At 35.8% G+C, this 12,659-nt stretch carries 10 protein-coding genes and 1 pseudogene; 8 read left to right on the top strand and 3 right to left on the bottom strand.

Going from position 1 to position 12,659, the window contains the following annotated elements; genetic code table 11:
- Positions 1 to 170: 170 nt before the first annotated feature.
- Positions 171 to 1,586, top strand: a complete 1,416-nt coding sequence (locus LEP1GSC049_RS208935) for a leucine-rich repeat domain-containing protein (RefSeq protein ID WP_016561189.1) — start codon at positions 171 to 173, stop codon at positions 1,584 to 1,586.
- Positions 1,587 to 1,606: 20 nt separating this feature from the next.
- On the top strand, positions 1,607 to 1,897 hold the full coding sequence (locus tag LEP1GSC049_RS208940; protein WP_004755156.1) for a YciI family protein: 291 nt from the start codon (positions 1,607 to 1,609) through the stop codon (positions 1,895 to 1,897).
- Here the strand turns inward: LEP1GSC049_RS208940 and LEP1GSC049_RS208945 are convergent.
- From LEP1GSC049_RS208945 to LEP1GSC049_RS208955, 3 genes are all read right to left on the bottom strand, one after another.
- The gene (locus LEP1GSC049_RS208945; protein WP_004754613.1) at positions 1,894 to 3,219 is read right to left on the bottom strand and encodes an adenylate/guanylate cyclase domain-containing protein; all 1,326 of its coding nucleotides are present in this window, start codon (positions 3,217 to 3,219) and stop codon (positions 1,894 to 1,896) included. The genes LEP1GSC049_RS208940 and LEP1GSC049_RS208945 overlap by 4 nt on opposite strands.
- A gap of 1,116 nt (positions 3,220 to 4,335) precedes the next feature.
- Complete coding sequence (locus LEP1GSC049_RS208950; RefSeq protein WP_004759385.1) at positions 4,336 to 5,229, bottom strand: glycosyltransferase family 2 protein; 894 nt, start codon at positions 5,227 to 5,229, stop codon at positions 4,336 to 4,338.
- Between the two features lie 288 nt (positions 5,230 to 5,517).
- Entirely contained in the window at positions 5,518 to 7,569 is a 2,052-nt protein-coding gene (locus tag LEP1GSC049_RS208955) for an O-antigen ligase family protein (protein ID WP_004770615.1), read from the bottom strand.
- On the opposite strand from LEP1GSC049_RS208955, the pseudogene LEP1GSC049_RS2000000228590 reads away from it, so the two are divergent.
- From LEP1GSC049_RS2000000228590 to LEP1GSC049_RS208980, 6 genes and pseudogenes are all read left to right on the top strand, one after another.
- Positions 7,535 to 8,018: pseudogene (locus tag LEP1GSC049_RS2000000228590) on the top strand (sulfate transporter). The gene LEP1GSC049_RS208955 and the pseudogene LEP1GSC049_RS2000000228590 sit on opposite strands and share 35 nt — an antisense overlap.
- A complete protein-coding gene (locus LEP1GSC049_RS208960; RefSeq protein ID WP_004759444.1) occupies positions 8,015 to 8,452 on the top strand; it encodes an LIC_11090 family protein in 438 nt (145 codons plus the stop codon). Before LEP1GSC049_RS2000000228590 ends, LEP1GSC049_RS208960 begins: the two are co-directional and overlap by 4 nt.
- Before the next feature lie 118 nt (positions 8,453 to 8,570).
- Positions 8,571 to 9,518, top strand: a complete 948-nt coding sequence (locus LEP1GSC049_RS208965) for an MbnP family copper-binding protein (RefSeq protein WP_004755108.1) — start codon at positions 8,571 to 8,573, stop codon at positions 9,516 to 9,518.
- Between the two features lie 54 nt (positions 9,519 to 9,572).
- Positions 9,573 to 10,772, top strand: coding sequence for an MbnH family di-heme enzyme (locus tag LEP1GSC049_RS208970; protein ID WP_004763033.1), 1,200 nt, complete (start codon positions 9,573 to 9,575; stop codon positions 10,770 to 10,772).
- Positions 10,744 to 11,622 carry a laminin/fibronectin-binding adhesin Lsa30 gene (gene lsa30 / locus LEP1GSC049_RS208975; RefSeq protein WP_004761769.1) on the top strand — a complete coding sequence of 293 codons (879 nt, stop codon included), beginning with the start codon at positions 10,744 to 10,746 and terminating at the stop codon, positions 11,620 to 11,622. Before LEP1GSC049_RS208970 ends, lsa30 begins: the two co-directional genes overlap by 29 nt.
- Complete coding sequence (locus tag LEP1GSC049_RS208980; protein WP_004754897.1) at positions 11,622 to 12,608, top strand: LIC11086 family outer membrane transporter; 987 nt, start codon at positions 11,622 to 11,624, stop codon at positions 12,606 to 12,608. Before lsa30 ends, LEP1GSC049_RS208980 begins: the two co-directional genes overlap by 1 nt.
- Positions 12,609 to 12,659 lie beyond the last annotated feature (51 nt).

Below are 12,659 nucleotides of genomic sequence, written 5' to 3'. Positions count from 1 at the left end.
GTAAATCCACAATTTGTGAGAGTTCCCACAGATTAAGTCTCTTGGGCCGTTTTTTAGGCTTCATGAATGATTTTCTAATCGTTTAAAAACTCTGGAGTTCCTACACTGGGCGATTTAGAAACAAGCGCTCCATTCCCAAAAAATCCAAAAGCCGTTTCAAGGAATCGATCATGAATTTCCAATCCATAAACATTCGTTTAAATAAAAGACTCACGATTCTTTTGATTCTGATCTGTTTTTCTTGTAAGCTTCAAGCCCAATCTAAAGAAACGCAAACATATCGTAATTTAACCGAGGCTCTCCAAAATCCAAAGGATGCTCGGATTCTGAATTTGAGCGGTAGCAAACTCGCGACTCTTTCGAAAGAAATCGGAAAACTTCAGAATTTACAAAAGTTGTATTTGAATTATAACCAACTTACGACTCTTCCTAATGAAATCGGACAACTACAGAATTTACAAGTGTTGGATTTGTATAGTAACGAACTTACGATTCTTCCAAAAGAAATTGGAAAATTACAGAATTTGCAAGTATTGAATTTAGGATTTAACCGACTTACGATTCTTCCAGACGAAGTCGGACAACTACAGAATTTGCAAGTATTGAATTTGGATCTTAACAAACTCACGATTCTTCCAGAAAAAATTGGACAACTACAGAATTTGCAAGTATTGAATTTGAATCTTAACAAACTCACGATTCTTCCAGAAAAAATTGGACAATTGCAAAATTTACAAATCCTGAATTCACAAGGTAATCAGCTTACTACCTTTCCCAAAGAAATCGGACAATTACAAAAATTACAAGAATTGAATTTAGGATTTAACCGACTTACCACTCTTCGAGAGGAAGTCGTACAATTGCAGAATTTACAAATATTGGATTTGATTTCCAATCCTCTCACGACTCTTCCCAAAGAAATCGGACAACTACAAAAATTACAAGAATTGAATTTATATGGTATCCAACTGAAAACTTTGCCGCAGGGAATCATACAGCTACAAAATTTACGAGGATTGAATTTAAACTATACCCATCTCACGATTCTTCCAAAAGAAATTGGACAACTTAGTAAGTTACAAAAATTGTATTTGTATGGTAACCAACTGACAACTCTTCCAAAAGAAATTGGACAACTTAGTAAGTTACAAAAATTGTATTTGTATGGTAACCAACTGACAACTCTTCCAGAGGAAATAGGACAACTGAAAAAATTACAAGAATTATATTTGGGCAATAACCCGCTCAGAACTCTTCCTAAAGAAATCGAACAACTGCAAAAGTTGCAAACCCTGTATTTAGAAGGCAATCAGATTACTACCTTTCCCAAAGAAATTGGACAACTGCAAAATTTACAAGAATTGAATTTAGGATTCAACCAACTAACAACACTTCCACAAGAGATCGGGCAACTACAAAATTTACAAGAATTGAATTTAGAGTTTAACCAACTTGCGACACTTCCAAAAGAGGTTGGGCAACTGCAAAAGTTACGAAAGTTGAATTTATATAACAATCCAATTGCATCGGAAAAAATAGAAAGAATTCGAAAATTACTTCCCAAATGTATTATTTATTTTGAATGAAAATCAAATCGGAGAATTTTATGAAACAATTTATAATAGTACTACGTTATCTCGTTCCTATCGAAACTGTAGACCAACATGTAACTGCACACAGAGAATATTTATCCAAAGGATACGAGCAAAAAATATTACTCGCATCCGGACCACAAGAACCTAGAACCGGAGGGGTTTTCATTGCGAGAGCAAAGTCCCGCAATGAAATGGAATTTTTCTGTCACCAAGATCCTTTTTATAGCAACGGCGTTGCGGAATATCAAATCTTAGAATGGAACCCGGTTAAATTCCAAAAAGAATTTGAATTTTGGCTTTAGATCTTACCCAGTTCGTAGACGTCTACAGGCTCTTCTCTTCCTTTTACATGGATAGAAGAAAGATGTCTACCTGGGACCGTATCTTTAATATTATCGTAAACCGCCTGAGTTACCAAGAGTTTTGTTCCAAACTCCTTATTTAAAGACTCTACTCTAGAAGCGAGATTAACCACGTCTCCGATAATTGTATATTCCTTTCTAGCTTCAGAACCTACGTTACCCGTCATTGCCTCTCCGGTATGAAGTCCAATCCCAATTTGAGTCTCTGGAATTTTACCTTCCTGATTTAAGAACTCTATTTTTTTAAGAAGTTCTAAAGAAGCCTCAACCGCATTTTTAACGTCGTTACCTCCGTCCGAAATGGGAGCTCCAAACACAGCCATAAACCCATCTCCAAGAAACTTATTGATCATACCATTGTGCACGTTTACAATATCAATCAAATGGCTAAATATATAGTTCAAATAATCGATCACTTCACCCGGAGGTCTCTTTTCGGAAAATCGAGTAAAGTTGCGAATATCTAAAAACATTACACATACTCGTTTGAATTCTGAAAAACTTTCGTTCTTTTGTTCTAAAAGTCTGTCTACCACATCCGGAGAAACATACTGTCCAAACATTCCGACTACTTTATTCTTTTCTTGAACCGCAGACATCGCAGAAACCAAAGAACGTTTCAATTGAATACCTACAAGACCCGCTGCAATTCCACTGAATAAAAACAAAAGAGATTTAGAAATAAAAGGAGCCAGGGAATTAAAAAAGTTGATTGGCATCGGAATCGGATTTTGGGGAATATAATAAATCGCTAATACTAAAAGTTCTGCTCCTGCCACAAACCCAGTAAACACACTCAACCAAAATTCAAGTCGAAGAACCGAAAGAATGATGAATATAAAAAAAGTCAAAACCGCGGGTGAATAAAGAGGAATCAAAGGAGATGCAAAAGCTCCTATGTTGAACCAAAGCAACAAACCTACGGAAGAAATTTCAATGATTACGTTTCCGAATCTCGCAATGGAAAAAACTCCCTTCCTTTTTTGAAGAAAACTATTAAAAATACGGTTTACGACTAATTCATAGATCGCGGTTCCTAAATTCACACCTAAAACGGCGTAAAAAGGAAAGTGCCCTCCCGTTTCTTTTACGATCCATTCGTGAAAAACAACAAATATGACCGACATAATAACGGACACCGATGCAAAGAAAATAAAAAGAATTTTCGTTCGGATGATCTCGCTTTTTAGGATTTCATAAGAAAGAGGATCCATCGTTGGTTTTTTAAATTTCTTGGTCAATTCTTGGATTGGATTCACCATTTTTTTAGCTCCGATTATTCTTTAGCCGGCTGATTATAAACGATCCGGTCAAAGTTGGAAATAACTTTTGAAAGTGTTATAAAAAAGAAAACAATAAATCCTAAAAGTAGTTAAAAAAGATTTAAAAAATCAATAAAAACGTAATGAACCTTACTAACGTAAAATCGAATTCAGTAGAATCTTCTCGGAAAAGTTCTGTCTCTAAACACACGTAAGTCAAAATCAATAGGCCTAGGAACATTTTAGAAGTATATTTCATTTCTAAAATGTAAATGAAATTAAGATGATTCTTACAAATCAATAGACGATTAGAAATTTTGTGTGAGTTCCCACATTTACAAAATTTATCTGTAAAATTGTGGTTTGCGGTAGTTCCCACAAATCAAGTCTAATGGCAACTTATAACTTTCAAACGGCCTCTATGGTTCTTCAATATTCTCATGGAGAGTTCCTACAATCTTGTGAACTCAAGGAGCCTCGCGGACACTCAACAGGTTTTAGGACAGACTTACACTCGGACATGCTATGTTGTGCTTGTTTCAAAACTTAAAATGTGGGATCTCACACAAAAAAACCAACGATTTCAAGTCAGATATAGTTTTTTGAGAATTTCTGCGCCTTTGTAAAATTTTGTTCATTCATTTTCTAATACTATTTTTAGGCGTCCGAGTAGTAAAATAACGCGAGTTCGCGTAAAGACTGAATCAGAACTTTACAGATCGATTCTTTAAATGTGGGAACTACCACTATTTATAAAATAGAAGTTTATAAAAATTGAGCCTGTCATGTTCAAGTGTGGGAACTACCACAGAAAAAGCTTTTATGTCACTGATTTCTATCCACTAAAATGTGTGAGAACTACCGCAAAAACACGATTTTACGAACAAATTCTACAATAGAATTGTTGAAAAATAAATTCTCCATCTATTTCTATTTCATGGAAAACGGTCGATTGAATCAGTTTTGTTAATTGAACTATGAAATTTTTCAACAACTCTATTGTAGGAACTCATACTTTTAAAAAATTCTTTCTCGTTTTTTTACGTCAAGTTTACGTTAAAATAGATTTCTTAGCTTATGTGTTTTAGAAATCTAAAGAAATTCAGAAATCGAAATTCAAATCCAATTTTGATTTTCTAGTAAAAACTCCTGCATTTGGATTCCAAAATAAGAATCCAACCCTTCTTTCAACACAGAGTCTAAAAGAAAATCCAATTCCTTCTTCCAGTTATTTCTTTTGATACTTCCCTGCCTTAAAACTTCCCACTTTATAAAAAGTTTTTGTTCGCTAAGCCTTCTTTGCGCTTGATTGAGTAAATTAGAACTTAATAATTTTAAAATAGAGTAAATTCTAAAACGATCCATAGCAGGATATAGAAAAGAAAGTTGATCCTTATGTCCCCCATATCGAACGAGTAGAAATTCATCTAAAAGAGCAACAGGAATTTGAGAAGTTATTCGTAACCAAAGATCATAATCTTCGCAAGCGGGAAGTTTTTCATCCATTCCTCCTTGATTTTGATAGAGTTCTTTCTTTAAAAGAACTGAAGATGGAGTCACACTACAAAATTCCAGACTTTGTTCAAAGATATCTCCGTCCTTTTTTAAAAGTCGAACTGGAGGATTGACCCTTTTTCCGTTTCGAATCCAGATTTCTTGGGACTGAAGAATCTCAGTTTCCGGATGTTCTTTAATATGTTTCCATTGTTTTTCTAATTTTTCAGACAACCATTCATCGTCCGAATCTAAAAATGCAATCCATTCTTCATTTGCATTTTCCACTCCCCAATTTCTTGCATGACTTACACCCTTATGCTCTAAAGATAGAATTTGAACCTTATCCGAAAACGTTTCCTGAATTTTAAAAACCGTAGTGTCAGTGGATCCGTCGTCTACTACAATGATTTCTTTTGGCGAGAAAGTTTGTTTCAGAACCGAAGAAATTGCATTGAGTATCTTAATTTCCCGATTGTAAGTAGGAATCACGACAGAAATAGGAACATCATTCATAAATTAACGTAAGTTCGACGTAAAAAAAATCGGGGCGAATCCGGCTGTCACGGCCAGCCGGACCGGGCTCTTTAGCTCTGGTCAATAAATTGCATACAGAAAACGTAATATAATATTTCACCTTAAGTTTCAATTTAGAACGCGATCCGTAGTGAGCGTTCTGCTTTAGTTTTCCTCGCATCGATCCCTTTCGCGTTAATTCACCTTAAATTAAGTAGTCTCACTGTAAAATCTCAAATTGTAAGAGTTCCCACAATTTCATCCAGAAATTTCGGTGTTAACAGTAATTCAATTCATCCGACGAACAATTTTTCGAATCCGTATTTGAGAACAGAGTTTTCTAGGTTCAGGATCCAAGGGAATCGGATTCCAAAAATTCAAAGTCGCCAATGGTTCCGTTTTCCGAATTAAAATACATTCCGTTTTTAGAATATTCCTACCTCTGGAGGCTCGAAAGAACAAAGAATTTCCATTTGAATCTTCAGTTTCTACCGGGAAAATCTCTCTTTGAAACCTACCCCAGATGGAAATAGATACATCCCCAAGTTTTTTATCCATGTCCAGAAAATACGTCTCTGCTTTAGAGTACAAAGTCATTTTACCGTTACCTTCTAAAACCCAACCAGAATTTTCCTTTTCTCCAGGAGGAAAATAAATTCCAAATCGAAACTTTTTAGTGGGAAAAAAAATCCAGGAGCCAAAAAGTAAAATTAAGATCAAACATAAAGAAAATAGAATATTCCTTAAATTTAAAAAAGAATTCGTTCGGATTAAAAAACCGGAACCTAATTTTTCTTTCCAAAACAGCGGAAACAAAGCGATCCATTGAAAATAAACAGATCTTAAATAAAACCATTCCTGAAAAAAAGAATAAACGAATACCGCCGCAACCGAAGAGAATAATACCGAAACTACTAAAGTAGACCGGCCCCTTCTTTCCGATTTTAAAAGTTCGTAAAAAAGAAAACACCACAATAAAGAATACAATACTACTCCCATCATACCTAAGCCGGAAAAAATCTGTAGATATTGATTGTGGGTTGTGTGATATGTAGAAGCCCTTATATCGCTACTCAAACAACATTCGTTGTACCATCCATAACTTTCAAAACCACCACCTAACAATAACTTTTCGATTCCTAACTTCATCCCAGAAGAAAAATGAGAAAATCTTTCCGGATCCATCGGACCCACAAGCGTCCAAACCACCCAGATAGGAAATAAAATTCCGGCCAAGACAAAATGAGAGATAAAAACCGGAGTTAACACGCGGGAAATATTTTTATTCTTAATAAGTAGGAAAAAAAAGATAAAAACCGTAAAAATACAAAACGTTAAAAAAGAAAACATTCCTCCCCTGGCACCAATTAAAAAAAAGACCGCCCCCAATACCAATAAAACCGTAAAAAACAAAACCCATACATACAGAGGTATTTTTTCCGAAGAACCCTCTTCAATTAATTTATTATTTTTGAATATTCTAATTTTAGAATTCTTAGAAACATTCAATATCCAATAAAACAAAAAGGGAAGACCCGAAACTAAATAAACTGCAAACCAACTACGGTTCCAAAACAAGGATTGAATCCCAAATCTAGGCAGGTATCGTTTTAAACCTGGAATTAAAGGATGAGGTAGGGCTAAAAATTTGTATCCGTCCAACCAACGATGATAATAATTCAGTTTCCATTTTAAGATCGGCGAAAAATATTCTATCCAACCGAATCCGATCGATACGATCATTCCAAAACCAACACCGGAAGCAAAAACCAAATAAAACGAATTTGTTTCCGAACTTTTTCCTAACCAATTCTTACGAGCGATCAATCCAAATAAGAATAAAATTCCAAGAAACAAAAGTTTGATCGGATAATACGGTTCCAACTCCGTAGAATGTAAAAACCAAAACCATCCTTTTTGGTAATATTTAAAATCTAAAAACAATTCCGGATTGGCGATCAGACTTAAAATTCCAATACCGAAAAACGAAAGTAATAACACTCCGATCGTAGATTTCCAAAACGGATCTTCTAAAATCCGATTTCCATAAAGTTTATTTTCTATAATCCCTCGAACGCACCAATAAATCCAAAGACAATCTTGTAATTCTAAAAATCTTCCTCCTGGATGATTTCCAAAAAACACTCCCGAAGCCGTCAAAAAAAACGTGGCTACCAAAGGAAACAATAGATCTAAAATCGTAAAACATACAAAAAGAAATACAAAAACGATCCTGTATTTCCAAGGATAAAAAGCAAGTAAGGGTAGAATTAATAGAATTCCAAAAAAGATCCAGATCAGGGATTTGAACGGAAGTAATTTTCGTACCCTATCTTTCATAAGGATACAAAAGTCAGTAAGGTATTTTTACGAAACGATAAAATCAAACGAACGTTCTAATCCAATAGATTTAAAATTAGCGTTTTTTTGTTTCCAGAAAAAACTCTTCCTTAAAATAGTAGTAACAGAGTTTTCTTTTATGCAACAGCTACAAGAGTCTACAATCTATCCGGATAAAAATTCTTTTCGAATTGAGTTTCGAAGAAACATTTGTTCCGTCGAAACGGAAGAAATCCAGGAAATCCTTTCTCAAATCAGAGAAATCCGTCCGGATAATGTAGTTTTAGATATGACTCCGGTTGTTGCAATCCCCTCAATGGTTCTCAATCGAATTCTAAAATTGATTTCTGAATTAAAAAAAGACCAAATTCAAGTTTCAGAAGTAAAACTGAGCCAAGGTCTACGGTCTACAACTCGTGTTTTCTAAACTCAAAATTGATCTGGGATGAAATTTTACGTTTCCATCTTTTTATCCGTTTCAGTCCTATTTCAAACTTTGGTTTTTTCCAGCGGTCTTTTCGGATGTATCCTTTCAGAAAAGGCAAAAATCTGCGAATGTAATCACGGCAGTAAAATTCAAAAACACATAAACAAAGAAGATGTTCTTTTTTCCAAAAAGATACGTTCTTTCAATCGATCCACTACTTCCAAAAAACTTCCTGATTGTCATTCCGCTCAATCGGGAGAAGCGCATTCCTGTTCCTGTAAAAAAGCCGAAAATAAACTTTCTCAGTTGGGCGCGTTTTATTCCACTTTTTTTTCCCAAAAACAAACTTCTTACATCCGGCACGATCTAGATTTTATTCAAATTATTACTTTAGAATATTCTAATTCTGGAATATCTTCTTTTTCTTTTCTTTTAAAACCACCTCGAATTTCCTAACATTTTTCATTTCATAAAAATCTTTTCTAAAAATTTTCCTTTAACGTACGTTAATCGTTCTTTTTTCTTTTAACGTTCGTTTTAGAAGACAACTTATATATTAGGAGTTATTTTATTTATGACTAAAAAAGTTTTAGTCTTAGGTTCTATCGTTTTACTTTATTTTTCTTTGATCTATTGTTCTCCAAATAAAAATAATAACGATTCCGAATTGTTATCCTTAGCCGCGTTGATTGCACTCGGAAATCAAGGAATTCAATTTTCCGCTTACGCCGGTTCTCAAAAATTAGAATGCGGCCAAACTCTCAGAGGTCACTCCAGATCTTTAGAAACGATTCCTTTCATTCCGAACGCACACATTGCAGAGAGTACTACGTTTCAATTGCACGACTTTCGTCTTTTTGTACACGGAGTCACTTTGATCCAAAACTCTGGTGAGGAAACTCCTCTCACTCTCAACCAGGACGGTAAGTTTCAATCCGGAGAAATCGCTCTTTTAGATTTTGAAAACAAAACAGGAAAGTGTAATGGTACTTTGGACACACATAACGTAGTCTCTGCGTTAATTCCTTCGGGCACATTTCAAGGTATCAAGTTCATCGTTGGGGTACCCGAAAACAAAAATCACTTAGACGCAGACAATCAATCTCCCCCACTCGATAACTCTGGGATGTTCTGGAGTTGGACGAGCGGTTATAAATTTTTAAAACTGGATTTTGAAACCGCCGAAACCTTAGGCGTAGAAACTTCGGTCCACATAGGTTCTGCCAATTGTGTAGGCTCTGGAAATTCGAGCACTTGCGCAAGAGTCAATCGGATTCCAGTTACACTGATCCCGGAAGGTGGTTTTAATCCCTCCACCCAAGAAATCAAAATCAACGTTCAAGCTCTTTTACAAGGAATCGATCTTACCACAAACCCAAACGCTGCGATGTGTATGTCCGGACTTGTGGGTGCAACAAGCACCGGTTGTCCTATCATCTTTGCAAATATCGGTTTGGATCTGAATGCCGGAACTCCGATCACACCGGCTAAAGCCGTTTTTTCGATCAAGGCTAAAAATTAATTCAAAAATGCCCGAACACAAATTCTTGTTTCGGGCGTTTTGGAGATATAATACATGAGATTTTTATTATATTCTATTTCTATTTTATTTCTAATCAAATGCGGATCTGGAATACTTCCTTTTGCCCCATTCGACAAGAAAAAATCCAATACAAACGAACTTTTGTTGTTACTTTTAATTCCACAAAATTCCTACGTTTGGAGCTTACCTCCTGGTTTTCCTACTCCGGTTGTTCCTGCTTCTAATCCTATGACTCAAGAAAAAGTAGACTTAGGTAGATTTTTATTTTATGATCGCAAACTTTCGGGCAACCAAACTCAATCCTGTGCTTCTTGTCATAAACAATCCCTTGCTTTTACGGACGGTCTGACCAAAGGAGTCGGTTCCACGGGAGAAGTACATCCTAGGAATGCGCAAGGTATCATCAATGTTGCATATAACGTGCGTCAGACTTGGGTCAATCCGGTATTAAAAGATTTAGAAGATCAGATGCTCGTTCCTATGTTCGGAGAACATCCAGTAGAACTCGGACTAGCCAACCACGAAAACGAACTACTCGATCGTTTGAGATCGGAAAATCGTTATCAAGATATGTTTCGGAAAGCATTTCCGTTTGGAGATCCTTTTACGATTTCCAATGTAATTAAGGCAATCGCCTGTTTTGAAAGAACCCTCATCTCTGGACGTTCTCCCTATGATAAATATTTATATGACGGAAATGTTTCCGCACTTGGCAATTCAGTCCAAAGGGCTTCTATTCTAAGAGGAGCTCAGATTTTCTTTTCAGAAAAAGGAGAATGTTTTCATTGTCACGGAGGGTTTAACTTTACAGAAACGAGCATTCACTCTGGAACCGTCAATGCAGAAATTACATTTCATAATAACGGTTTATACAATATAGGTGGTACAGGGGATTATCCTGTAGATAATCCCGGATTGTTTGAATTTACCGGACTAACCTCCGATAAGGGTAAATTTAGAGCTCCTTCTATTAGAAATATTGAATTAACTGCTCCTTATATGCACGACGGTTCGATCGATTCTTTGGAGAACGTCGTTGAACATTACAACGCGGGAGGTAGAAACGTCTTAAACGGTCCTTACGCGGGAGACGGAAGAACCAATCCAAACAAAAACGCATTTATCTTTCCGATTGGTCTGACCGCGGGTGAAAAAACGGACTTAGTAAATTTTCTAAAAAGTTTAACGGATACGGAGTTTATAAATGATCCGAAACACAGTAATCCTTTTTAATTTTTTTCTTTTTTGTATCCTATTCGTAAACTGCACATTCGGTTCGGTTGGAGATTCCAGAAAGGAAGACACAAAGATGTTACAGAGGCTTTTATTACTTTTTAACGAAAGACCAGCCTCATTTCATACTCTTTTATACTATACAGACGATCAACAAGATTCTAATATAGGAAATTTTAATGTAGTTTCCGGAGCGACTACTTATAACCTTCAGCTACAGCCTGGTTCTAAAATTGTATGGGAAAGTATTTCCATACGAGTCAATCCAAATCCGGTTCCCACTCTTCCAGGACAAACTAGGATTTTCGAAGCAGGAGAACATTCCACCCAATCCCACACTCCGTATACGGTTCCTTTGGATCTGCCTATTTCTTCTCCATACTCTCGAGAATACAGTACTTCTTCGTTTACAGACTCCAACTTAGAATCTACAACGGAAACGATTCTTACCGGAGACGTACATACTTCTTCAGTTCCAATCATTTCAGGAATTCCTTCGGGTTATTTGGCTTCCGTAAAATATAAAATCAACTCTTTAGATCTTACTTTCCAAATTTTGGCCCCAATCGCCAAAACAGTTCGATTGAATACTTCCTCTTTTGTATTGGAACTTTTTCCCAGATGTAGATTCGATATTATTTCAGAAAACTTAGGTAGGTTTCCTATGACCTGGAAATCCGACGGAATCTTTCAGGACCAAGGTTCCGTTTCGATTTTAAGTTCCATTTCTGCTCTACCAAATCCAGTGGACATCAATCCTTATCAAAACACGAATTTATACAATCTGATTTTGGAGAATTTCAAACAGCAAGATCGAATTTTATATCAGACCGGTTGTAAGTTATTTTAATGAAACAGAATATTCTAATTTTATACTTTATTATTTTTTTATCCTTTATAATCCCCTTAGAAGCACATCACACCGGTATGGGAGGAAGCGATCAATCTTCCACTCGTTTTGTGGATCCTTTTACGGGTAAAAGGGAAAAACCCGCAAACTATGTGGTTTTAACTCAGGACTTCTTTAAACAAACAAACGAAAACAGCAATATACACACTAGTACTTTCTTCGGTGAGATAAATCTTAAAAATGGAATGTTCGCTTTAAATCTGAGCGTTCCTTATACGTATTACGAACAAAAAGACCGCTCTGATGCAGCAAGAATCGGCAAAACATACATTGGAATCAAATATCTACCCTTAGTCGATTTTCAAAAAAACTATTTTATCGTTTTTAGCGCGAACGTAGGTTTTCCTTCCGGTCCGGATACGGACAAATTTACGGGAGGAAATTACTATTCAGGTATTCCAGGTCTGACATTCGGCTATCTTTTAGGTAAGTTCAGTTTTGTGGGAAAAGTAAGTGGTATATTTCCTCTTTCTAAATTACAACCTTCTAATCTTCAGGACAATGACGGAATTGTATATTGGTTGAGAAATCCTTCCTCTTCTCCTCCAGAAGAAACGTATCTATTAAAAAAAACGAGTCTATTTTCCGGATACGTTACGTATCTTTGGAAACCTGGACTTTCTTTTTTTACCGGTTTTTTATATAGAACCCCTTACGAAGGTGTAGATCTTAAAAGATCGAATCAAGGAAAGGTTCCTTCCATTTTTAGGGAAGTCAGCCTCGGCTTTTCTGCAAACATTTCTGAAAAACTCAATTTCAATCTTTCCTATCGTCATCCTCTTTATAGAGGAGAAGATTATAGATTGTATGACTATGCGATTACGGCAGCGGTCTCGATTGAAATTTCAGAATTAGAAAATTCTAAACCCGTAAAATTAGAAGAGGTTAAACAAGAACCGGAAGAAACGACTCAAGAGACAAAGTAAAATTTTATAAAATAGAGTTGTTGAAAAATTCCATAGTGAAAATTCGTAAAA

Source organism: Leptospira kirschneri serovar Cynopteri str. 3522 CT, assembly GCF_000243695.2.
Classification (GTDB): Bacteria; Spirochaetota; Leptospiria; order Leptospirales; family Leptospiraceae; genus Leptospira; species Leptospira kirschneri.
Note: the sequence above shows the minus strand (reverse complement) of the source record. Positions and strands in the feature narration are given on the sequence as shown.